The organism is Rhizobium acaciae (genome assembly GCF_025941625.1).
GTDB lineage: Bacteria > Pseudomonadota > Alphaproteobacteria > Rhizobiales > Rhizobiaceae > Rhizobium > Rhizobium acaciae.
Genome location: NZ_JAPCZO010000005.1, coordinates 15,982 through 40,182 on the forward strand (window position 1 = coordinate 15,982; position 24,201 = coordinate 40,182).

Annotated in this window: 16 protein-coding genes and 4 pseudogenes; 15 read left to right on the top strand and 5 right to left on the bottom strand. The window is 55.6% G+C overall.

The features are described from left to right. The first annotated feature begins 42 nt into the window (after positions 1-42). The 3 genes from OLZ32_RS09345 (at position 43) to OLZ32_RS09355 (ending at position 4,072) form a co-directional block, all read left to right on the top strand. Positions 43-735 carry a class I SAM-dependent methyltransferase gene (locus OLZ32_RS09345; protein WP_264420688.1) on the top strand — a complete coding sequence of 231 codons (693 nt, stop codon included), beginning with the start codon at positions 43-45 and terminating at the stop codon, positions 733-735. 61 nt (positions 736-796) lie between these two features. Continuing rightward, entirely contained in the window at positions 797-2,638 is a 1,842-nt protein-coding gene (locus tag OLZ32_RS09350; RefSeq protein WP_264420690.1) for a hypothetical protein, read from the top strand. Between the two features lie 63 nt (positions 2,639-2,701). Beyond that, the gene (locus tag OLZ32_RS09355) at positions 2,702-4,072 is read left to right on the top strand and encodes a DUF4910 domain-containing protein (RefSeq protein WP_264420692.1); all 1,371 of its coding nucleotides are present in this window, start codon (positions 2,702-2,704) and stop codon (positions 4,070-4,072) included. Positions 4,073-4,088: 16 nt separating this feature from the next. Here OLZ32_RS09355 and OLZ32_RS09360 read toward each other — a convergent pair. Further along, positions 4,089-4,253: pseudogene (locus OLZ32_RS09360) on the bottom strand (IS3 family transposase); the annotation flags it as partial. 213 nt (positions 4,254-4,466) lie between these two features. Between OLZ32_RS09360 and OLZ32_RS09365 the strand changes: the two are divergent. From OLZ32_RS09365 to OLZ32_RS09375, 3 genes are all read left to right on the top strand, one after another. Further along, a complete protein-coding gene (locus tag OLZ32_RS09365; RefSeq protein WP_264420694.1) occupies positions 4,467-7,226 on the top strand; it encodes a glycosyltransferase family 2 protein in 2,760 nt (919 codons plus the stop codon). Positions 7,227-7,309: 83 nt separating this feature from the next. Further along, positions 7,310-8,131: an ABC transporter permease gene (locus tag OLZ32_RS09370; RefSeq protein WP_264420696.1), complete on the top strand. Its 822-nt coding sequence runs from the start codon at positions 7,310-7,312 to the stop codon at positions 8,129-8,131. Between the two features lie 3 nt (positions 8,132-8,134). Continuing rightward, positions 8,135-8,887, top strand: coding sequence for an ABC transporter ATP-binding protein (locus tag OLZ32_RS09375; RefSeq protein ID WP_264420698.1), 753 nt, complete (start codon positions 8,135-8,137; stop codon positions 8,885-8,887). A gap of 26 nt (positions 8,888-8,913) precedes the next feature. On the opposite strand, the pseudogene OLZ32_RS09380 reads toward OLZ32_RS09375, so the two are convergent. Then, positions 8,914-9,136: pseudogene (locus OLZ32_RS09380) on the bottom strand (IS5/IS1182 family transposase); the annotation flags it as partial. A gap of 200 nt (positions 9,137-9,336) precedes the next feature. Here OLZ32_RS09380 and OLZ32_RS09385 point away from each other — a divergent pair. The 8 genes from OLZ32_RS09385 to pseG are packed head-to-tail and all read left to right on the top strand — an operon-like array spanning position 9,337 to position 19,032. Further along, positions 9,337-10,797: a UbiA family prenyltransferase gene (locus OLZ32_RS09385; RefSeq protein ID WP_264420701.1), complete on the top strand. Its 1,461-nt coding sequence runs from the start codon at positions 9,337-9,339 to the stop codon at positions 10,795-10,797. A gap of 38 nt (positions 10,798-10,835) precedes the next feature. Beyond that, positions 10,836-12,128, top strand: a complete 1,293-nt coding sequence (locus OLZ32_RS09390) for an FAD-binding oxidoreductase (protein ID WP_264420703.1) — start codon at positions 10,836-10,838, stop codon at positions 12,126-12,128. Positions 12,129-12,138: 10 nt separating this feature from the next. Next, entirely contained in the window at positions 12,139-12,876 is a 738-nt protein-coding gene (locus tag OLZ32_RS09395; protein ID WP_264420705.1) for an SDR family NAD(P)-dependent oxidoreductase, read from the top strand. Next, complete coding sequence (locus tag OLZ32_RS09400) at positions 12,876-13,808, top strand: NAD-dependent epimerase/dehydratase family protein (protein WP_264420707.1); 933 nt, start codon at positions 12,876-12,878, stop codon at positions 13,806-13,808. The genes OLZ32_RS09395 and OLZ32_RS09400 overlap by 1 nt, the downstream gene beginning before the upstream one ends. A 10-nt stretch (positions 13,809-13,818) precedes the next feature. Next, complete coding sequence (locus OLZ32_RS09405; RefSeq protein ID WP_264420709.1) at positions 13,819-15,099, top strand: NAD(P)/FAD-dependent oxidoreductase; 1,281 nt, start codon at positions 13,819-13,821, stop codon at positions 15,097-15,099. Further along, positions 15,096-15,518: a GtrA family protein gene (locus OLZ32_RS09410; RefSeq protein ID WP_264420710.1), complete on the top strand. Its 423-nt coding sequence runs from the start codon at positions 15,096-15,098 to the stop codon at positions 15,516-15,518. The genes OLZ32_RS09405 and OLZ32_RS09410 overlap by 4 nt, the downstream gene beginning before the upstream one ends. Positions 15,519-15,553: 35 nt before the next feature. Next, positions 15,554-17,866, top strand: coding sequence for a hypothetical protein (locus OLZ32_RS09415; protein ID WP_264420711.1), 2,313 nt, complete (start codon positions 15,554-15,556; stop codon positions 17,864-17,866). A gap of 8 nt (positions 17,867-17,874) precedes the next feature. Further along, complete coding sequence (pseG, locus tag OLZ32_RS09420; RefSeq protein WP_264420712.1) at positions 17,875-19,032, top strand: UDP-2,4-diacetamido-2,4,6-trideoxy-beta-L-altropyranose hydrolase; 1,158 nt, start codon at positions 17,875-17,877, stop codon at positions 19,030-19,032. Between the two features lie 34 nt (positions 19,033-19,066). Here pseG and pseC read toward each other — a convergent pair whose 3' ends face one another. From pseC to OLZ32_RS09435, 3 genes and pseudogenes are all read right to left on the bottom strand, one after another. Continuing rightward, complete coding sequence (gene pseC, locus OLZ32_RS09425) at positions 19,067-20,236, bottom strand: UDP-4-amino-4,6-dideoxy-N-acetyl-beta-L-altrosamine transaminase (RefSeq protein ID WP_264420713.1); 1,170 nt, start codon at positions 20,234-20,236, stop codon at positions 19,067-19,069. Next, positions 20,233-21,231: a UDP-N-acetylglucosamine 4,6-dehydratase (inverting) gene (gene pseB / locus OLZ32_RS09430; RefSeq protein ID WP_264420714.1), complete on the bottom strand. Its 999-nt coding sequence runs from the start codon at positions 21,229-21,231 to the stop codon at positions 20,233-20,235. Before pseB ends, pseC begins: the two co-directional genes overlap by 4 nt. Positions 21,232-21,455: 224 nt before the next feature. Then, positions 21,456-22,161 (bottom strand): annotated as a pseudogene (locus OLZ32_RS09435) (nucleotidyltransferase domain-containing protein); the annotation flags it as partial. Positions 22,162-23,346: 1,185 nt separating this feature from the next. Between OLZ32_RS09435 and OLZ32_RS09440 the strand changes: the two are divergent. Beyond that, positions 23,347-24,057: pseudogene (locus tag OLZ32_RS09440) on the top strand (Ppx/GppA phosphatase family protein); the annotation flags it as partial. Positions 24,058-24,201: the final 144 nt, after the last annotated feature.

Sequence of the window (24,201 nt, forward strand, 5' to 3'; positions counted from 1 at the left end):
CGACTGGTCAGTCGCACGAGATTCATATGAATGGGGGTTGGAATGGGCTATGATTCAAAAAAGGCCTGGGGTGAGCTTTATTCGGGCGATAGTCAGATCGCTTACCCCGCGGAAGGCGTTATAAGGATATTCAAGGGGACGTTTCCTGCGCTTACGATGCCGCGCGATCACGCAAACCTTTCCATTTTGGATATGGGCTGCGGCGACGGCAGACATCTTCCATTCCTAAGCGGACTAGGCTTCAATGTCTGCGCAGTGGAGGTTACCGAGACAATTTGCAGTACGGTACGCAGACGGATGGAAGCCTACGACATGAAAGTAGACATCCGCGCCGGTCATGCGGGTTCCCTGCCATACGAGGATTCGTTTTTCGACCGTCTACTGACATGGAACAGCTGCTACTACATGTCATTTAGCGGCCCGAGGTTTGGTGCCCACGTCGCGGAGATGGCCAGGGTCTTAAAACCCGGCGGCTGGATCGTTGCTTCTCTTCCAAAGAAAACCAACTTCATTTTTCAAGATTCGAGGGCGAGTGACGCAACCGGCTATCGAATCATTGCGAACGACTACTTCGGTATGCGCAATGGCGAAATCATGCGCTGTATCGAAGACCGTGCCGATCTGGTCGAGTCTTTTGAACCGAAATTTGAAAACTTCTGCCATGCTGATCTCGACATGGAGTGGTTTGGATTGCCCTATCATTGGCACGTCTTTTGTGCACAGCGAAAGGTTTGATCTAGCCTAATGGGACAAGGCGACTAGGAGACGATTAGTCGGTGCCAAAGCAAAACATGCATTGTCGAGGAACGGCTACGCTGAACGCTTACAAGAAGCCTTATCGGCAACGTTGGCTTTTACAAAAGTTGCAATGCCGGGCGATTGCGCCGTTAGGGAAGATGAGAAGAATATGATTGCCAGTTTATCTATGATAGCTGACTTTTTCCGGCGTCGAAACTTTGATCGTCACCTAAATAATACGTCTTTTTCGGATATTATAATTACAAATAATGCGCGATTCTATGAGTGTTTGCTTAATTCGTCTGTGGTTGTAGATAGGAAGGCTATTGATATATTGAACGACGACGGCGACTACCCTCTTGGCGCCTTTGATCTTTCCAAATGTATACGGCTGTCACTGGCGTTATCGGGCAGGATATGTCGACGTCTCGCTCGGGTAATGGCACCAAATTCACCGACCGAGGCTGCGGCCCTAGAGGCTGCGTGGCTTTTTGCTGTTTGGACCGAGATCAGTGTTATCTTGCCGATGCGTCATCTAGCACGGTTTCTTCATAAGAAGTTTGGCGAGAACCTTATTATTGTCCCCATCGACTGCGGGCAGGTAACGTGTCTCAATCACTGGTCATACAATGAACTTGAGCCCTTCATTTTGGTCGCGGAGCTGAGGCGGCGCGGTGCTAGAAGTTTTCTGCTTGCAAGGTCTCAAGAGCTGTCGAACCGGTTTTCCGGCGGAAAAGGCGAACTGAATTTTGTCGCAAACTCCGCCTGGTGGCACTCGCGCGTGGACGCCAAAATCCCCACGACAACGTTCGAAAAGGTTTTCGAGCCGGATGGAATGCGTGATCCCGACAAGGTGCGTTGTACGATTGGGCGGGCTGCTCTCGTCGGGACCGTGCGTGACCCGGCATCGGCAGCGGCAGCGGATATCCATCTATGGAGCGAAGTTGACAACCCGCCTTCCATCAATGTGTCGTTCGATATTGTCTCAGCCTGCAAGGCATTTTCAATCGTCGCTCCCTCCAATCCACTTCCCAAACTCACTGATGCCTTTCTGACATTTGTTGGAGGGCTGTCGAAGGCGGCGTGGGAGAATGCCAATAAAGCCGTAGCTGCCTCCAAGGCTCGCGAGGCCCATGTCTGCGATCATTTATTTCTCGAAGGCGCGCTTATGAGCCATGCCGTGGCCGCCGCTGGCGGAGATATCCGTTTGTGGCCGCACTCTTCCAATGCTGGTCATGTTCCCTTTCAAAAACACGATGCATTAGCCGGTGTGACTGCTGTTACGGCGAGCGCCAAGCGGATGTGGTCTAGAGTGCTCACCCCTGAAATCGTAAATATCGACTCGAGTTTCATGCTCTCTGAGGCCTCCAGCGCACGCTCCTACGCGTCGGACGAGCCCGTTCACATAGTAGTTTTTGCTGGCGCGCACCGGCTCAACCGAATGCCGACGCTGGATTGTCGTGCGCACAAAGCAGCGTTGCGGAAATTTTTCGGAGCACTCGGCGAGTTGCCGGACAAATTTCAGGTTCTTGTTAAGCCGAAGGCTTACTGGGAAGAGGCCGACTGGCTTGAACAGTTTTTCCCGATCGGCCATCGCTTTCGCTTCACCGAGCAGACGACAAAGGAGCTGGACCTCCCAAACATGATATTCTCAACCATCTCGCTGGGCTCGACCGCGCTCTTGGAAGGGATCGGGCGCGGCATCCCCGGCTTGATTGTTCGGGAGTTTCCTGTTGTTGACTATACCGCCCTCGATGCTGAGTATTTGCAAGTCGGCGATACCGATTTTGTCATCGGGCAAATCAGGTCCTGCGTCGATCCGGCCTATTATCACATGTTGGCGGAACAGCATCTTCGTTGGTACGAGACTGAGACGAGTTTTCCTCGTGGAGAGATTTGAGGATTCTTGGCGTGGTGATGTCTGCGGAGGACTACGTCAGGTTCTTGTTTGGGGGAATGAGAAATGGGTGATGGCGCGCGTGGTGGTTGGCTTGAGAGGATAGCTGAACCAATGAATTCCGGCGCGGCGTGCGAGTCAGGCCAAGCTGCCTACGATCTGGCTTGCGAGCTATTTCCGATCAACCGGTCGATTACTGGACCCGGCGTGAGGCAAACGCTTGCGATATTGAAGCGGGAAATGCCTGGATTGACGACTCATGCAGTTCCTTCGGGCACCCGGGTCTTCGATTGGGTCGTACCGGACGAATGGGAAGTTCGAGAGGCCTACATCGAAGATTCGGAAGGCAATCGTATCGTCGATTTCAAGGCCAACAATCTCCACCTGATGGGATATTCGGAGCCGGTGAACTGCGAATTGTCCTTGGACGATCTGCAAGCGCATCTTTATTCGCTTCCAGACCAGCCGGATGCTATACCCTATATTACGTCCTATTATTCCCGCCGATGGGGATTTTGTCTCAGTCATCATCAGCGCTTGTCGTTGAAACCTGGACAATATCGGGTTCTGATTGACTCTACGCTCGCGCCCGGCAGCCTGAACTATGGCGAAATTCTCATAGCCGGTGATAGTACCGAAGAACTTTTCCTATCCACCTATATTTGTCATCCTTCCATGGCAAACAATGAACTTTCTGGTCCAGTTGTTGCAACCGAGATTGTCAAATGGCTGATCTCGCGAGATAGGCTTCCCTATTCATTTCGCGTCATATTCATCCCTGAAACGATTGGTTCTATTTGCTATCTCAGTCGCAATATGGGGGTTATGAAAGAACGAGTGCGCGCCGGGTTCAACATCACCTGCGCGGGCGATGACCGCGCCTATTCCTTCCTGCCGTCGAGGGACGGCAATACGCTAGCCGATCGCGCGGCACTCCACGCCTTAGAGCATGTCGCTGGCGAGTTTGAGCGCTATTCTTGGTGGGACCGTGGCAGTGACGAACGGCAATATTGCGCTCCCGGTATCGATTTGCCAGTTGCCTCAATTATGCGTTCCAAATACGGCGCTTATCCGGAATATCACACGTCACTCGACAATCTAGATCTTATTTCACCGGCTGGCCTTGGGGGGGCTATTCGAGTCGTTCAAGGCGCAATTTTAGCTGTGGAACAGGACCGTCATTACAAGATCAATGTTCTCGGCGAGCCGCAGCTTGGAAAGCGGGGCCTCTATCCCACCATTTCCACAAAGACTTCAGGCGCAACCGTCAGGCTGATGATGAACGTTATCTCTCAGCTCGACGGCAGAACATCGCTTTTGGAGGTGTCGAATAAGATCGGCGTGGCGATTTGGGATATCTATCCCATCGTCCTGAAACTGATTGAAGTTGGGCTTATCGAGGACCTTTCCCATACCGCCCAGCCGTCAAATGCCTAAAGGTTAGGTAGGCTCACAGATCAAGGTCACGGGAGATGAATTCGCTACCGTTATCGACGCGGATCGCTGCCAGATGAGCGATCTGCCGGCACACCCGCTCCAGTGTCTGAACCAAATCCTCGCCCCGATAGCTGAAGCGTGCGTCGACCGTCGGAGAGAAGCGAGAGAACGTATCGACCACTCGGTCGCGGCATATTCACGACAAATTCGGCAAGCGGATCATTATCAACCCGATCCACCAGAAGTTGGCCCGCGCACGAGGCCGAGACTGGATAATTCCGGTGGTAAAATCCTGTGGGAAGACCTTTTGTCAAATACCCTATTTCCAACACACCAATTATCGATAGAACCCAAACTTAATAACGCAGTCTTCCAAATGCCGAGAGAGAGCTAGATGCTTCTATCCAAAAATTCGCTCGAACCTTCTCAGCACGTCAGAAAATCGGCTTGGCTCGAACATGCGCCTTTCGCTTTCTGGGTGATGCAGGAGCTGCGGCCTCGCACTGTGGTCGAACTCGGGACACACAACGGCTTTTCCTTTCTTTCATTCTGCCAGGCAGCCAAGGCGGGTAGGATCGGCACAAAGATCTACGCCATAGATACGTGGCAAGGGGACGAGCATGCCGGTCTCTACGAGTCTGAAGTGCACGATTCACTCCGAGCCGAATTGCTCAAGGAATATGCAGATATCGGCACTATGGTGCGATCGACTTTTGCCGATGCGAGGCCTCAGTTCGCCGATGGATCGGTCGATCTTCTGCATATCGATGGGCGCCATCGCTATGAGGATGTGCTGGAAGACTTTCAAAGTTGGGAAAGCGCGCTATCCGACAGAGCGGTGGTACTGTTTCATGATACGCGAGTAGAGACCGGCGACTTCGGTGTCTGGAAGTTTTGGGCGGAGATTTCGGCCGCGCATCCGAACTTCGAGTTTCATCACGGCAATGGTCTGGGCGTCCTCGTCGTGGGCAAGAACGCGCCGGAGGCGCTGAAGGCTCTCTGCGCTCTTACGCCGGAAGAACAAACCGTCAACCGCATGCTCTACTCGAGGCTGGGCCTCGTCAATTCTCTTGATCACCAGATAGACGTGGCTCGTGAGCAGCTGGGAGTCATTGGGAAGCAGGCAAAGCTGCTGACGGCCGATCGCGACCGTATCGCCAATTCCTTCGAACAACATCGCCAGGCGATGGACATGATGCTGTCTTCGACGAGCTGGAAATTGACGGCTCCGCTCCGGTTGGCGAACCGCGCGGGTGCGCGTATTCCGCAGCTTGCCAGCATGATGCAGATGTTGGCCAAGAGACACGGCGGCTATGCGCGCCTTGCACAGAGATCGCTGAACATCCTGAGGCGGGATGGATTGGCAGGCGGCAAAACAGCATGGGCGCGCGCCAAGGCATTGCGTCATGGAGGCAACCCGCTTTCCGGGAACGACTATGAGAGCTGGCTTAAGCGATATTCCGGGCTCGATGAGGTGGGACGCGAAAAATTGCGGTCCGAAATTGCGTCGTGGGAAAAGCCGCCGCTGATTTCGGTCGTCATGCCGGTCTACAATCCGGAGGTCGATTGGCTGAAGGAAGCGATTGCGTCCGTGCAGGCGCAGATCTATCCCTCCTGGGAGTTGTGCATTGCGGACGATCAGTCGACGTCCGAGCATGTACGCCCCCTTCTTGAAGAATTCGCCGCTGCCGATCCGCGGATAAAGGTGGTTTATCGCGCTACGAACGGGCATATATCTGAGGCCTCCAATTCCGCCTTGGAACTCGCATCCGGCAGCTGGATGGTTCTTCTCGATCAGGACGATCTGCTTACGGAAGATGCGCTGTATTATGTCGGTCGTGCCATCAGCCGTGAGCCAAACGTTGCGTTGATCTATTCCGACGAGGACAAGATCGAAAACGGCCGGCGATATGATCCTTACTTCAAGCCGGACTGGAACCCAGATCTGTTGCGTTCGCACAACATGGTTTGCCATCTTGGCGCGTACCGGATGGATCATGTGCGGGCCATCGGCGGCTTTCGGAAGGGCTTTGAAGGCGCGCAGGATTACGATCTGGTGCTGCGCTTCTCTGAGGGCCTGCTGCCGGGGCAGATCTGCCATATCCCGCGGGTTCTGTACCACTGGCGAAGCCATTCCGGCAGCACGGCGCAAAGCGGCGGCAACAAAAATTACGCCGCCATCGCCGGGCAAGCCGCCCTGAACGAACATCTGCAGCGCACGGGGCTGGCTGGTCACATCGAAATATTGCCGACTGGAATGTACAGGGCGCGGTACGATCTGCCGCCCAATCCGCCGAAGGTAAGCCTGATCATTCCAACGCGAAACGGATTGCGGCTTCTGCGTCAGTGTGTCAACTCCATACTCGAGAAAACCACCTATCCCAATTTTGAGATCCTGATCGTCGATAACAATTCGGACGACCATGCGACGCTGCGCTATTTCGACGAAATTCGGTCGCACGAGCGGGTGAAAGTCGTTCGCGATGGACAGGCTTTCAATTATTCCGCAATCAACAACAAGGCTGTCAGTCTTGTAGATGGCGAATATGTGGGCCTCATCAATAACGATATCGAGGTCGTCTCTCCGGATTGGCTCAGCGAAATGGTGGCGATCGCCATGCAGCCGAAGGTCGGCGCGGTCGGCGCGCGGCTGTGGTATCCGGATGGCCGACTGCAACATGGCGGCATCATTCTCGGTATCGGCGGGGTGGCCGGTCACGCCCACAAGATGTTGAGGCGCGGCGAACATGGCTATTTCTCGCGCGGCGAGCTAACGCAAACGCTCAGCGCTGTAACGGCGGCATGTCTTGTCGTCAAAAAATCCACTTACGAACTGGTAGGCGGCCTGGACGCGGAAAATCTCAAGGTCGCGTTCAATGACGTCGATTTCTGCCTGAAGCTCCAAGAGGCGGGCTTCCGGAATGTCTGGACGCCCTTTGCTGAACTACGCCATCACGAGTCGGCTACGCGAGGGGTAGAAGATACTGCCGAAAAGAAAGAGCGCTTCCAATCCGAGGTGCTTTTCATGCTCCGGCGCTGGGAGAAAGTGTTGATGGCGGATCCGGCCTACAACCCCAATCTGACGCTGGAATACGAAGATTTTTCGCTTGCATGGCCTCCGCGAAACGATATTGATCCCACCTTGGCGTCCTGACATCCAGATGGACAAAAGATCGAAGTTTATTATTGCCATCGAGCGGTCACGGCGCATGCGCCAGGAGACAACGATGGAACAGCATGATCGAGAAGAGCACGATGGCGACGCGAGCTAAAAGCAATACCATGCGTGCGCTGGATGATATCCTTGGCGGGTTCGACCAGCGTGAACTATGGCTCTACCTGGGCTGGCGAGAGATAAAGTCGCAATACAGCCGCTCCATCATCGGTCCGTTGTGGCTGACACTTTCCATGGGAATGATGGTTCTTGGTCTCGGTGTGCTCTATTCTCAGATATTGAAGATCGATGTCGCCAATTACCTGCCCAGGCTTGCGATAGGTTTCATCGTCTGGGGCCTGATCAACGGAATTATCATCGGGGCATGCAGGATATTCAGCGTTGCCGGTGGGGCCATGCGGCAGATCAGGATGCCCCTCAGCATGTTTATCTTCCAGTTCATCTGGAGTCAGCTTCTGGTTTTTGCGCATAACTTTCTAATATATATAATTATCGCTGTTGTATTCCTGATGAATCCGGGCTGGAATGCTCTTCTGTTCTTTCCGGCGCTCTTTCTTGTTGTCCTAAGTGGGTTTTTTATTTCGATGATACTCGGTCCGTTATGCGCGCGGTTTCGTGACGTGCCGATGATCATTGGGAGCGTTATGCAAATCGTTTTCTTCATGACCCCAATCATCTGGAGTGCCGACCAGATGCCAAGCCGCGCATGGATCCTGACTGCAAATCCCTTCTATCATTTTATCGAAATCATCCGGGATCCCTTGCTCGGAAAAACGGGTACCGCACTCAACTGGACGGCGAGTATCGGCATTACGATTGCCCTTGGGGCGATCGCTACGGTCTTTTTCGCCCGTTACCGCGCACGCGTGGTCTATTGGAGCTAATCCTTGGCTAAAATTTCTCTGAAGGATGTCGTGGTCGACATTCCGATCTACGGCGCCAGCCATCGTTCTTTGAAGAACAGTATTCTCGCTTCAGCCACAGGCGGACAGATAAGGCCCCGTGAAGGCACCGGTTCGGTCGTGATTCGGGCGATCGAAGGTCTGACTTTGGATATCGAACATGGCACGCGCCTTGGCCTGCTCGGCCACAACGGCGCAGGAAAATCGACAATCCTGCGGGTGATGGCCGGCATTTACGAACCGTCGGTCGGAACAGCGGAGATCGACGGCGAAGTCGCATCAATGTTCGACATCGGCTTCGGTATGGATGTCGAGGCAAGTGGCTGGGAAAACATCATTCTGCGGGGAATGTATCTCGGATACAGCCGCAAGGAGATCGAGGCCCGCGCTGAAGAGATCGGTGCTTTGACGGGGCTGGGCGAATTTCTCGATATGCCGCTTCGCACTTACAGCGCCGGCATGTCGACAAGGCTTGCCTTCGCGATCTCGACATCGATCAAGCCGGAGATACTGCTTATCGATGAGGGTATCGGCGCAGGCGACGCGGCATTTCTTGCCCAGGCGCAGGAACGGATGCGCACTTTCATTTCCAACGCTGGAATTCTGGTGATGGCGTCTCACTCAAACGATCTGTTACGGGCATGGTGTAAGGAGGGCCTCTGGATGGAGCACGGTCGCATGCGGATGCGTGGCCCTATCGACGATGTGCTTGCGGCCTACACGAAATCGCTCGGATAGGTGCAGCCAGCGAGTTACTCGATGATCTGGCCGGCGGCCAGTACGAGACGAACAGGACATCCAAGACCACGTGCGGCCATATGGATTTTGGTGGTCAGGCCGCCGCGAGAACGGTCAAGGGCCTGGTCTTCAGTCCCTTTTTTCGTCGAAAGCGTGCTGGTGGGCGCGAATTATGGTGCTGTCGACAATCAGCTATTCGAAATCACTGTCGTGCGACATCGCCTCATAGAAACGCCACCAGACACCCTTTTAGCTCTACCGGCTTTAGCGACGAAACATGCGGTTCCATGTCGCCGAACAGTCCGCTTCGGTTGGGCGCTGCAGATCGCCACAACCCGATTGGTGTGTTATTGGACCCCCTGACAGGTCCTAGGCCAGAATCATTATTGATATTGGATCTTGGGATTCCGTATAGCGAATGGTCGGCAGAAAAGTAGACTTAGGTGGTCATGGAGACTTCAAATCAGTTGTTTGACGGTTGTCTGAACCCAGAATCGAAATTGCCTATCATTGTGGATCTGGATGGTACGCTGATCCTGTCGGACACCTTGCATGAGTCCGCTGCAGTTGCGCTTTTCCGTAAACCGCTGGTTCTGTTCCACGCGCTGAGACAGCTTGTGAAGGGCCGCCATGCACTGAAGGCTGCGCTCGCGAAAGAAGTCGACTTGACCCACGAGGTATTGCCGCTTCGGGAGGATCTCGTTGAATGGTTGCGCAGCAAGGCAGAAGAGGGACATGAACTCCATCTTTGCTCGGCCGCGAATCAATCCGTGGTAGACGCGGTCGCGAAAAGAGTCGGCATATTCGCGTCGGCCGTCGGCTCTTCAAGCTCAAATCTGAAAGGCAAGGCCAAGGCGCTGTATCTCGAAGGTCGCTTTCCCGACGGCTTCATCTATGTCGGTGACCATGCGGCGGACCTGCCTGTCTGGCAGGCGTCAAAGGGCGTCGTGCCCGCCGGCGTCAGTCAAAGTGTGTCGCGGGAGCTCAAGCGGCGCAACCTGCCGGTGATCGCCGAATTTCATTCGCCGTCCCTGAAGTTCAGAGAATTCTTGAAGGCCATCCGCGTTCATCATTGGACTAAGAACGTTCTGCTTTTTGTTCCACTGATTCTCGCCCATGAATGGACCAACGTCTTACTCATTCTGCAAACCGTCTCAGCATTCGCCTGTCTCCTGGCGGTCACCTCTGCCACCTATTTGCTCAACGACATCGCCGACCTCAATACGGATCGTCAGCATTGGTCGAAACGCTACAGGGCCTTGGCCAGTGGCAAGCTGTCTATCCGGGCCGGTTTCATGCTTGCGGGTGGGCTGCTGGTAGGAGGTTTCTTTTTCGCGACCTTGCTGTCCCCGCAATTCACGCTCGCCCTCCTTGCGTATCTGGTGATAACGGGAGCGTATTCGCTAGGCTTGAAGCGGGTTCCTCTGCTTGACACCCTTATTATTGGCATACTTTTCACGACACGCCTCATCATGGGGACGGTATTGCTCGAGAGTTCGAAGCCGGCGTGGCTGCTGACCTTCGCCGTGTTCCTGTTCTTTTCGCTGGCCGTGGCAAAGCGTCATACGGAAATTGTTCGGGCAGCAACCAGCGGCTCCCTGAGTCTCAAGAGTCGCGGTTACGAAATCGAGGACGCGCCTTTGACGCTTTCGCTCGGCATCGGCACCGCCCTGGCGTCACTCGTCGTCCTGATGATCTTCGTCTTGCAGGAAATGTTGCCTGGCAAAGCCTATTCCTCTCCGGAGTTCCTGGGTGGAATTCCTATCATGCTGTCAATTTGGCTTGGCCGAATCTGGCTTCTGGCTCACCGGGGGAAGATGAACGACGACCCGGTCAGCTTTGCCATTCGCGACCGTATCAGCGCGGGTCTCGGCATCGTGGTCGCGATCTTATTCCTGGTCGCACTATGACCAGATTCGAGCCGGCCGACGTCCGTTCGTGGGGTAATGTGCTGCAGGCGGAACACCATGCAGCTTTTCCAGCCTGGCGAGACCAGCTTGCCCGCATCGTGCTGTCCGGCCGCCAGGAAGGGCGAGCGCTTTTGGCCACGGGCCTGCGCCGCTCCTATGGTGACAGTGGCCTCAATCCCGAAGGCGGATTGATTGATATGGCCGGTCTCGATCGGATCATTGACTTTGATCCCCTGCGCCGCCTTGTGCGGGTGGAAGCAGGCTTGTCGTTCGATGCCTTGCTCGGGGTTATTGTCCGCCAGGGGTTCTTTCTACCTGTGACACCCGGCACGCGTTTCGTGACGATGGGCGGCGCCGTCGCAAACGACGTTCACGGCAAGAACCATCATGTCCACGGCACCATCGGACGCTGGGTCCGCAGGATCGGGTTGATGCGCTCCAACGGCGAGGAACTTGAGCTAACGCCTGAAAGCGCTCCCGAGCTGTTTTCTGCGACGATCGGCGGCCTGGGGCTGACCGGTGCAATAACTTGGGTTGAACTGGAAGTCCTGCCGATCGAGAGCGCGGTCATGGACGCCGAAAACATTCCCTTTGACAATCTTGACATGTTCTTCTCTCTGGCAGCCGAGAGCGACAACGCGTTCGACTATACGGTCTCCTGGATCGATTGCCTCGCAAAAGGCGCATCCCTGGGCCGCGGAGTTTTCACGCGCGGCAACCACGCAAAGACCGGCTCTCGCTTGCCAGGCCGCGGGAACACCAAGTTCACCATGCCGCTCAGCCTTCCCAGCCTCTGCATGAACCGTTATTCGATCGGCGCTTTCAATTCGCTGTATTTCTGGAACGGCAGGCGAAAGGCCGGGAGGCAGAACATACCGATATATCAGTTCTTCTATCCGCTCGATTCCATCGGGCGTTGGAACCGGATGTATGGCAGCAAGGGAATGTATCAGTTCCAGTCGGTGGTACCGCCCGCCGTCGAGAAAGACGCCACGAAAGAAATGCTAAAGACGATCTCCGCCAGCGGGCAGGGGTCGTTTCTAGCCGTTCTCAAGACATTCGGCGCGATTTCCTCGCCGGGAATGCTGTCTTTCCCGCGACCGGGCACGACACTGGCCCTGGATTTTCCAAATCACGGCGAGACGACCTTGAGGCTGATGGCTCGGCTCGATGATATCGTGCTGGAGGGGGGCGGTCGGCTTTACCCTGCCAAGGATGGCCGTATGCCGGCAAGAATGTTCAAGGCCGGTTATCCGGCTTGGCAGGACTTCGCTAAATACGTAGACAGCGGGTTCAGTTCGCATTTCTGGAAGCGTGTGTCGCAAGAGTAAGGGGGCTCCATTGCGGGTTATCATTTTAGGGGCCACCTCGGCTATCGCCTCTGCGGCGGCGAGGCTTTATGCAGCAGAAGGCGCGAGCCTACTGCTGGTCGGGCGGGACGAAAATCGTCTGGCGCAAGCTGCAGCGGATCTGAAGATGCGTGGCGCGGAGACCGCCGAAGTCGCCATCAGCGATCTCGGTGACCCAGCTGATGTTGAGAAACGGTTGAACGCATTCGTCAGGCAGCTTGGCGGCGTTGATCACGTTCTCCTGGCCTATGGTATTCTCGGCAATCAGGGCGAGGCCGAGCGCGATTTGGCTGACGCGGAAACTATCCTGCGGGTCAATTTCAACTCGGCTGCCGCGTGGTGCCTTGCGACGGCCAACGTTCTCGAGAAACAGGGCCGCGGCACGCTCGCCGTCATCGGTTCGGTTGCAGGCGACAGGGGCCGCCGAGCCAACTTCATCTATGGAGCGTCGAAGGCCGGTCTGGAGGCGATCGTTGTCGGCATAGCGCATCGTTTTGCCGATAAGGGGCCGCGGGCTGTGCTCATCAAACCCGGTCCGACGATGACACCGATGACCGAGGGCATGAACCGCAAGGGTGCGCTCTGGGCCAAGCCGGAGCAGGTCGCTGCAATCGTTCATGCGCGTGCGTATCGAGGCGGCCCGGTGGCGTATGCTCCAGGCTTCTGGCGCTACATCATGTTGATAATTCGGAACCTGCCGAGCGCCATTTTCAACCGGATGGAAATCTGATGTCGAAGATAGTCATTACCGGCGCCGCGGGTCTGGTCGGTCAGAACGTCATTGCGCGATTGAAGAGCGAGCCCGATCTGCAGATCGTCGGCATCGACAAACATCCGAGCAATACCGCCTTGCTTCGCCGGCTTCATCCCGAAATCGAGGTGATCGAAGCCGATCTTGCAGTGGATGGTCCATGGAAGGACGCTTTTGCCGACGCAACTGCCGTTCTGTTGAACCAGGCGCAGATCGGCGGTCTCGACGAGCAGGAGTTTATCGACAACAACATCTTGGCCACCGAGCAGATCGTCGCAGCTATGCGCAAGCACGGCGTCCCGTATTTCGTGCACATCTCTTCATCCGTCGTGCATTCCAAGGCTGAGGACTTTTATACAAGCTCCAAGACTGCGCAGGAGCGCTTTATCGATACTGTAACCGATATCCCGCACGTTGTGTTGCGGCCGACATTGATGTTCGGGTGGTTTGACCGGAAGCATCTGGGCTGGCTTCGCCGCTTCATGGACCGCGTGCCCGTCTTTCCTATCCCCGGCGACGGAAAGTTCATCCGCCAACCGCTGTATGTTGGCGATTTCGCGGCTATCATCATCTCGTCGCTGCGCAACAAGCCGGTCGGGAGCTTCGACATATCCGGGCTGGAGCAGATCTACTACGGTGACGTGATTCGAATGATTCATGACACCGTGAAGCCGAGAGCACGCATCATCAATGTGCCCTACCGGCTGTTCTGGCTGTTGCTGTTTGTTTACGGCAAGTTCAGCAGCAAGCCGCCCTTTACGAGCAGCCAGCTTGAGGCTCTCGTCATCCCTGAGACGTTTCCGGTCATCGATTGGCCGGGATTGTTCGATGTTTCACCGACGCCGCTGCGCGAAGCGATCCGCCAAAGCTACCTGGATCCGGTTTACAGCAGCATTGTATTGGAGTTTTAGGAGACGTGAGATGAGCCGGGTTGTGGTTATTGGCGCTGGCGCCATGGGACTGGCGGCAGCGCACAGAGCTGTGAGTTTAGGTCACGACGTTGATCTCATCGAGGCGGATACCGTCGCGGGTGGGATGGCGGCGCATTTCGATTTCGGCGGCGTGTCGATCGAGCGGTTCTACCACTTCGTATGCAAATCGGATGAACCGACGTTTGCCTTGATGAAGGAACTCGGCATCGGCGATCGCATGCGCTGGCGGCCGACATCGATGGGCTACTACATGAAAGGAAAGATCCATTCCTGGGGTGATCCGATCAGTCTGTTGAAATTCCCGCATCTCAGCCTCATTGCCAAGATTCGCACCGGTCTGCAGATGTTCCTGACCACGAAGGCGAAGAGCTTCGCTTCTATCGAAAGCAAGACCGCCCGACAGTGGCTGGAAAGCGGTTCGGGGCGTGAAGTATACAACACGCTCTGGAAGCGCCTCATGGAACTGAAGTTCTATGAGCTCGCAAACGACGTATCCGCATCCTGGATTGCCACGCGTGTCCGGCGCATTGGCAATTCGCGGCGATCCATCTTTCAGGAGGAACTGGGTTACATCGAGGGCGGTAGCCAGGCGCTGGTGGACGCCCTTGTTTCCGCCTACACGACGCAAGGCGGCCGTCTGCATCTCGGGATGCCCGTGGAGCGTATCGAGACCGAGGCAGGCAGGGCGACGGGAGTGACGGCAGCGGGAAAATTCTTCCCCGCGGACGCCGTCATTTCGACTGTGCCAACGCCTTATATCTCCACGCTTGTCCCGTCTCTGCCGGAAGAGTCGAAAGCGAAATACGACGCCATCCGAAACATCGGCGTCGTCTGCCTGCTGTTCAAGTTGAAGAAGTCCGTCAGCCGAAACTTCTGGATCAATATCGTCGATGAAACCATCGAGATTCCGGGACTGATCGAGTTTTCCAACTTGCGGCCGGTCGAGGACACGATCGTCTATATCCCCTACTATATGCCGACCAGCCAGGAGAAGTGGCAATGGAGCGATAGCCAGTTCGTTGAGGAGGCCTTCGGCTATCTGCGCAAGGTTAATCCGGCGATCACCCGGGACGACCTCATAGAGGCCAAGGTCGGGCGGCTGAAACACGCGCAGCCTGTCTGCGAACCAAACTTCCTCGACAAGCTGCCGCCGATCCAGACACCGATCGCCGGACTGCAGATTGCTGACACCTGCTATTACTATCCCGAGGATCGCGGCATTGCTGAAAGTGTCCGCTACGGCCGGAATATGGCGGAGGCATTGACTTGATAAGGGACGGGGTCGTCAGCCTTTTCTCGATGCCGTTCGTCCGATTTGCAGTATCAGGCGGGATCGCGGCGGCAGCCAACATTCTTTCACGGATCGCGCTGTCGACGATTATGGACTACACGCCGGCCATCGTGCTGGCCTACCTGATCGGCATGTCGACAGCCTATGTGCTGATGAAGATATTCGTGTTCGAGAAGTCGGGGCGGCATGTCGGCCATGAATATATTCGGTTCGGCCTTGTCAATTTCGTGGCATTTGCACAGGTCTGGCTTGTGAGCGTCGGACTTGTCCACTTCGTAGTTCCGCTTGTCGGGTTTGATTTCCATGCGGAAACAGTCGCTCACGTGATCGGCGTTCTGAGCCCGATAGCAACAAGTTACTTTCTCCATAAATACTTTACGTTTGGGAACGATCGGTGATGTTGAAGACGTCTGGACCGGGAAAGAGATTGTGGATGGCTGCAGTCGGTTTTCTGCTGCTGTTCGTCAGTCTTTATCTCAAGTTTCAGCCGCTCGCCTTCCATCCGGTGCAGGCAGGCCTCGACCCTTCGTGGCAGGCGGCTCTGGCTTACGGTGTCGAACATCACCTGTTGTTCGGCACAGATCTCGTATTTACCGGTGGCCCTCTATCCAGCGTCTATACCCAGCAGTTCGAACCCACTACCGCCTTCGCCGTGGCGTTTATATCCCTTGGCGTCGTCGCCTTCGTGGCTCTTTCGCTAGGGTTGCTTTTTTCCACATCCGGCAACGTCCTCGGGCTGATTTCAGGTTGGGTCCTGCTGTCTATCTGTATGCTTTACAAGGACACTCTCCTGCTGCTCGTGCCGCTTCTGGGCGCTCTGTACGGGTTCGAGAATGACTCGAAACGAGGGCTGCCTGTAACGATTGCATGCGGGTATCTATCGGGCGTACTCGCGCTCGCTAAATTTTCCACGTTCCCGGTGTCCATACTGGCCATGCTGCTGCTTGATGTCGTGGCGGTGCGTCGCGGACGAGTTCCGCTGCATTTTCTGGCGATGGTGGCCGGGCTTTACACGGGCCTGTTTGTCTCCGGCCAGCCTTTGGCGCAGTTGCCTGCGTTCCTGATCGCGAGCGTGCAGGTTTCCGGGGGTTATTCCAGCGCAATGAGCTTGTCCGTCTACGTGGCGGATCTTGTGATCTGGCTCGCAATTGCGGTGGTGTTCATCGTGGTCCTTCTTCGTGATGCCGTATCGCGGGCTGGCAGCATGCCTCACGACATCCTCATCGCCCGACCTCTCGTCATTGCCGGCTTTCTTTTCGTTGCCTTCAAGGCTGGGCTTGTTCGTCATGATCTCCATACGCTTATCTCCTGGAGCGCGTTGGCGATGGTGATTACAGTGGTCGGATTTTCATCACCTTACGCCGGGACGCAGTGGAAAAAGCTGCTGATCCCGATGGCCTGCGTCTGCATTATACCGAGCTATGCCGCCGTTTATTTCGCCTATAAGACGTTGCCTTTTGAAAATACTCCGACACTGCCGCAACAGATATCCGAAGGCCTGGCCCGAGGACGCGAGTTTCTCTTCCAGCCAACCGTTTGGCTTGATAGGCTTAAAGACGAGAATGCCGCCTCTCTGGCTGCCATACGCCAAAAAACGCCGCTGCCGGCGTTGAACGGTTCCGTTGATATCATCCAGTCAGAGCAATCGGATGTCATAGGGAATGGCCTCGACTACCGTCCTCGTCCGACTGTGCAGGAATATACCTCCTACACACCAGAACTGATTGAGCGCGTTCGAGCCTTTTATGATGGCCCTGAAGCACCAGAATACCTGATAATGGCCCCAGGCTCGATCGACGGACGGCATCCAGCTTCCGCCGAGGGAGCGCTGTGGCCACTATTTTTTGCCAGATATGAGCCCTTTATCGAAACCGATCGTCAGATCATATTGCGGAAGCGTCCGACCGCGGTATCGGGCGTGAAAAAGCAGGACATCGAGGTTCAGACGGAACTTGGCCAGGACGTTCAGCTGCCGAAAACAGACAACCCGATCATGATCGCAGTAGACATGCGGCCAACCCTTCTTGGGCGCCTGGCAGACCTTATCTACCGACCACCTATGTCGCAGATATCCGTCAATTACTCCGATGGATCAACCGGTTTCTACCGGCTGATACCCGGGATGGCAGGCAAAGGCTTTCTTGTTTCACCGCTGGTTGTCGACCCTGTTGCATACCTAATGGTTTCTTCCGGGCACTCGGATTACCCGGATCTCAGGCGCGCGCAGTCGGTCAATATCAAGTCCGGGATCCGGAATGGTCTTTTCTATCAATCGGCGATTACGGTGACTTTTACGGAGCTCGACAAGGATGTCCTCAGAAAGGCTTCCGGCGGACCGATCGTAGAAAACTCCCTGCGGCGCGATAAAAAAATTCTCCCCCTTTTACGCATGAACGCTCTGAATGGGGCGACTGTTTCTCGGGTGCCCGAGGGATTGCTGGCCCATGCGCCGACTGTACTGCGTCTACCGGTGACACCCTCATCAAACATATCGCTCTCGTTCGGCATACAGCCTGGCGGCTGGCAAGATGGCGGTCACACCGATGGTGTATGTTTCTTTGCCAGAAATGGAAAGCAGACCCTCGTGCAAAGATGTCTCGATCCAGCCGCTGTACAGGCGGATCGCGGCGAGCAGATAGAGAGTTTCGCCGTACCGGCTGATGTTCACGAGATCACGCTTGAAACCGAGTGCAGGGCCGGATGTTCCTGGGATTGGAGTTACTGGAGCTCAGTCGCTGAAAAATAGGGTAATCGATGATGGAAGGTCCAGGCGCGCAAGATCGGGATTTCATCTGTGAAATGACGCAGAAAATTCTCTTTCGTGCTGACGCATCCGCTGACATCGGAGCAGGCCACGTGATGCGGTGCCTGACCTTAGCGAACACTCTGAAGGCCAATGGCTACCGCTGCGTTTTCGCCACGAGGTTCATGCTCGAAAACCTTGGAAGGCTGATCGAGGATGCCGGGCATATCCTGGTCAGGTTGGATAGCGGCCCTGAAAGTGTTGCCGATGACGAGCCTGTCTTGTCTCATGCCAACTGGCTGGGCGTTGCTCAGGAAACCGATGCGGATCAATGCCTGCTGCTGAGCAGAAGCGGGCAATGGTCCTGGATCGTCGTCGACCATTACGCAATCGATTTCCGGTGGGAAAAAAGGCTTCGCCCGTTCTGCGATCGCCTGATGGTGATCGATGATCTGGGCGATCGTGTACACGATTGCGACTTGTTGCTGGACCAAAACCTCGGAACCGGTGAGCAGAAGTACGCCGGCAAAGTACCTGCCAATTGCAGACTTCTGTTGGGTCCGCGCTATGCGTTGCTGCGTCCGGAATTTGCTGAGCTGCGAGACTATAGTCTGGCTCGCCGGAGAAAGGCGCTACTCCAGCACCTTCTTATCACCATGGGCGGAGTGGACAGGAACAACGTGACATCGGACATTCTGGAGACGTTGAAGAGATCTCCGCTATCTCCAGCGTGCCAGATTACCGTCGTTATGAGTTCTCAATCACAGTGGCTGAGCGGTGTGCGCAATTTGGCGCGGACGATGCCCTGGCCAGCAAGTGTGCGTGTTGACGTGACAGATATGGCGCGGCTGATGGCAGATAGCGATCTCGCGATAGGCGCCGCCGGTGGCAGCGCGTGGGAGCGCTGCTGTCTCGGCTTGCCCAGCCTCACGGTCATACTGGCGGATAATCAAAGGCAAAGCGCTAACGCCCTTTCATCGCAAAAGGCTGTTATCGCGCTGGACCCGAATGGTCCCGAATCCCTTGCCGAAAGCTTGCCGAAAGCACTATCGGCTCTCGTTGGCGATGGCCTTGAGGCAATGGTGGATCGCGTCTCTGCGATAGGAATTGATGGTTTGGGGGCAGTGAAGGTGGCGTCTGAGATGACAGGCGCGCCGCCTGCCAGGTGATATCCGCCGTCCTCGGTCAGAATGATCGACAGCCTTATACGGTAACGGCTTCCCGCAACGCCGCGATGACCTGGTCCTGCTGCGCATCAGTCATCGTTGGGTACATCGGAAGGGTTATGGCCTCTGAGTAATAAGATTCGGCTTCCGTGTAGGTGTTACGTTGAAAGCCCATACGTTGATAATACGGCTGCAGATGCACCGGGATATAATGGAGGTTCACATTGATACCTTGCTTCAGCATCGCATCGTAAATTTCCCTGCGACTCTTCCCGATCTCCCCCGATTTGACACGAATGACGTAAAGATGCAGTGCGGAGTATCCGTCAGGATGCTGCCAGGGCGTGATCACAGGCAAGTCGCTGAACGCGTCGTTATAACGTCTCGCCAATTGATGGCGCTTGGAGACGTAGCTGTCCAGACGATCCATCTGGCTTAATCCCAGCGCGCCCTGCAACTCGGTCATGCGGTAGTTATAGCCGAGATCTATCTGCTGATAGTACCATGGCCCGTCCGGCTGTTGCGTCATCCTGTCGGGTTCGCGCGTGATGCCGTGGCTACGAAGCAGGCGCATCTTATGGGCGAGTTCGGGGTCGTTGGTAACGGCCATTCCGCCCTCTGCCGAGGTGATGATTTTTACAGGATGAAAGCTGAAAATCGCGATGTCGCTATAGCGGCAGTTGCCGATGGGCTCGTTGAGATAGCGACCTCCAATCGCGTGCGATGCGTCCTCGATAACGGCAAAGCCATAACGAAGTGCCAAAGCATGGATCGCCGCAAGGTCACAGGGCTGCCCGGTCAGATGGACTGCGACGACCACCTTCGGCAGGCGTCTCGATCGCTCTGCTTCCAACAATTTTTGCTCGAGCGCTGCCGGCGAAAGATTGTAGCTGTCCTTGTCGATATCGACGAAGTCGACATCAGCGCCACAGTATAGAGCGCAATTGGCGGATGCTACGAACGTGATCGGGCTTGTCCAAAGCACGTCACCGGGACCAAGTCCGAGAGCGAGACAGGCAATGTGGAGCGCCGAGGTCGCGCTGTTCACCGCAACGGCATGAGATGCACCGCAATAGGATGCGACCGCCTGCTCGAAACGAGGCACGACAGGGCCTTGCGTCAGAAAGTCAGATTTCAGAACGGCAACGACTGCGTCGATATCCGCATCGTTGATATCCTGTCTGCCATAGGGAATGGAGGAACTCATATCATTCCGATCTTGAGACGATTTTGCTCGATCCAGGTCTGGAGAGCGACAGCGCTCAGCCATTCCTTATTGTTGTCGCTCGTATAGCTGAAGCCATCCGCGACTTTCACCCCGTCCTTTATGCGCTCCGCGCTGGTGCCCCAATTATTAATTGCCGGCAGTATCTTGAAATGGTCGCTATATTCGTAGGTGTAGAAGGCGTCTTCTTCACCAATCATCTGTTCATGGACTTTCTCGCCTGGGCGGATACCGACAATTTCGATCTGAGCCTCCGGTGCAACGGCGGCGGCTAGATCCACCATTTTCATGGAAGGGATTTTTTTGACGTAGATCTCGCCGCCTTCCATGTCGTCGAAAGCGTGCCAGACCAGTTCCACACCCTGTTCAAGCGTGATCATGAACCGCGTCATGCGCGAGTCGGTGATGGGCAGCACACCTTTGTCTTTGATGGAGAGGAAAAACGGAATGACCGAGCCGCGCGATCCCATGACGTTTCCATAGCGAACTACGGCAAAGCGTGTGCGATGTCCGCCCGAATATGAGTTGCCCGCGACAAAAAGCTTGTCGGAAGCGAGTTTGGTTGCTCCGTATAAGTTGATCGGGCTGCTGGCTTTATCAGTCGAGAGTGCCACGACGCGCTTTATTCCGCGGTCTATGCAGGCGTCGATGACGTTCATGGCGCCGTTGATGTTGGTCTTGATGCACTCGAAGGGGTTGTATTCCGCTGTCGGCACTATCTTCGTTGCCGCTGCATGAACGACGTAGTCAACCCCGTCGAGCGCCCTGTACAGCCGCTCTCGGTCTCTCACATCACCAATAAAGAAGCGTACGCGCTTGTCGCCATTGTATTTCTTGGCCATTTCCCACTGCTTCATTTCATCACGTGAATACACGATGATGCGGCGCGGGTTATAACGTTCAAGTGTCATTGGAAGAAATGCATGGCCGAATGACCCAGTGCCGCCGGTGATGAGGATCGATTGACCTGTCAGCATAATTCACGTTCTCTTCAACATCATTTAATCGTAGATCTTGTAACGACGAGCTCTCGGCCAAGCAAGGGTTTGCGACGTCGATACAGTCCGACTTGAGAGCCCATGAAGCTGCCAGCCCAAGCAAGCAGGCGTTGTCGCTTGCTCACCGTAAATCAACTACGGAGCTGTCGTCGGCTATGAATTCGTCCTCGGTGTCCTTCCCGAGAGAAGGGTGACAGTTCATACCTGCGACAGGCATCCACTAGGCGACGATCACGGCCCTCCGCCAACTTACGCAGGAAAGTCAGGTTATGGGAGGCGGGGCTATAATTGGTAACGTCAAAAGTGCAGCCGAGTAAGCATGCTCAATAACTTGATGGAGGAAAAAAGGCTGCGTGTTTGTAGCGCCGCTTTTCAACGTATAACGTGAATCCGTCCAACAAGTCAGTTGAGAATGGAAATCTCTCTTCAAAATGCTCCTTGGCGATTAGGTACTCCTCGGCCTTAGAGCGGAGCTCCGGTTCGGGCAGCGGTTCATCATCGAGCTCATAAAGATCGATCCCCTCGCGGCGGATGTCTGAGAAGAAGTATTGCCCCTCGTGAAGCGCCGTGTTGACCTCGAGCCGCGAGTGAACAATGAGGCTAACCGGTGTTTTGATGCCGGGATCGTGGAGAGCGGTCCGTCGCCTTATACCAATACGTGGCGAAGTCAGACAGCTTCCTGTTGTCGACGATTACCAGCAGATCATAATCAGAACGATAGCCCTCGAGCGTGTGCGGCTCGTCAACCCAGTCACCGCGAGCATGTGATCCAAACAAGATGACCTTGAGGATCCGCCCCATTTTCTTGAACTCCGCTGCGCTGTCCTTGAGTGCATCCTGAAATTCCTCATGCAGGATATCGACAACGCGGGCAAGCGCGCGCTGCTTACGTTCGGGCAGGTGGTAGATTTCATCGGCGGGGGCATCTTTCGTAGCGAAATTATCTTGGTTGTCGCACTCCACAAAAATAAGTCTCAATGCTCTTACAATGCATATCGGGATCCTCGCTCCGGCGTACGGGTCTGCTAGAAGACGGCAAAATCGCTTCACTTGTTGCACTGGTGCCCATTACGCTTCCACACTCTTTCCTGATCTGACGCCCGAGCGCGCGTAAGTCGCGCCGGTGCAGTGATACTAATTCCGTGTGGTGCATAACGTGAGTGAGCGGTAGCGATGACATCCCCTACATCTGCGTCAGGCGAATTCTGGGTGCGGCTGCGCGTCCATACGCAAACCTTTCGAAAATTTCGCATCTAGTTTTCCTGTCAATGCAGTTCGCTGCAATATTTTGTTGTAACAAAACCAAAAACAAGCTCGAGAGCTGTCCGCAAAGCATCTTAGGATCAGTTTGTTTAAGACCGACGAGCGGCGTGAGATGCCAATAGATGAGGCGTTCCGGCGAGAATTATGAAAGTCGCGATCAATCCCAATCGAGGAAGCGTCCCAGCGAGAGAGCTTCGGCATCCTGAACGGCACCGCCCCGTGCTCAGCCCTTAAAAGCGCGTTGACGATGTGCAGTTTTGGCGCGAATCGCGCCGCAGAAGCTTCAGGCTGGTCGCCGAGATGTCGATCGCACAGATGTGCATGAAGGCCAAGCCGTCAATGCTGCGGAACGATTTTGCGAGGGCACGGCCACAGTCGAACGTTATACCACCGATTGGATCATCCAGCGGCATTCCCCAACAGCGTCCTCGGGATATTGTGGAACGCCACTAAAGTCGCTTCATGCTGAGGGTGGGATGGGCTTCAGGTGAGGGTGACAAATATGAATACCATAGCCATGGCTGCTACGGCCGTGACGAGCCCGTCAACCAAACTGCCTTGCCCGCTTCCGACGACAAAGCCAGCTATACCCGCGACCGCAACAAAACCGATTTCCATACGCGTCCGTGTTGGCATCCCAAACACCTCATGTTGGATAGAAAATCATACTTAGCGTCAAGACACTTCTCGGCCAGCGGTATGGCTCGATCGCGACGTTCAAACTCGTCTCATCCGGTGATTTGCCGGCGCTGATATTCTTGCCACAACGCAAAAATCGAATGAGTGCCTGCTGAATATCTCAAGACTTGCGCGGCGCGGTGGAAAAAGAACGTGGAAGACCCCGAAGGCGGCGCAAAGCCGCAATTTGACGGGGCGTCGACGGCAAGGCGCAAGGACGGCAAAATGTCCAGGCGCCGCAGGGGCAAACGTGGGCGGCCAATCCCGCAACGCGCCCATCCCGCCTCCCATGACCTTCCGGCGGTGCCGGACAGCCTGCGCGCCCGATGGAAGATGCAGCCGGCAATCCGGCTCGCAAGCGCAAGCGTCGCCGCCGTGGCGGCCATGGTGCTGTGCAGGACGGTTCACTGCAACCTCATGTGTTGGAACAGGCCGGAGCGGCGGATCATTCCGCGCGGTCCGATGGCGATTCGGCGCCGAGCCTCCGCAACCGCCGCAAGCATCGCGGCAAGCGCGGTCTGCAGGGCCGGCCGCTGACATCGGCAAAACCAGCAGGTGTCTCGCAACAGGAACGCCGCGCGGAAGAGACGGCGCTCGGTGCCGAGCTGCGTGAAACACCGAATGGCGTGAGCGCCAACCGGAGGGGTGGAAAGCCATGCCCATCCCGGTCATCAGGGGGATCGCCAGGCCAGCGAGCATGTGTGGCCGGAGGAGCTCTACGCCGCTCTTGATCTCGGCACCAACAATTGCCGTCTCCTCATTGCCCATCCGACCCGTTCCGGTCAGTTCCGCGTCGTCGTCGCCTTTTCCCGCGTCGTGCGCCTTCGCGAGGGCCTTGGGGCAAACGGCCGTCTGTCCGACGATGACTGGTTCATCATGGCGCACAGCCAGTCGAGTTGGAAATTCGCACCGATAAAGCCGGCGCCCCCGTCACCAGAATCATATTTTCCCACTGGACATCTACAAATGGAACGCTCTAGCCTTTTGTGCCAGTCCTAGGTCAACCAA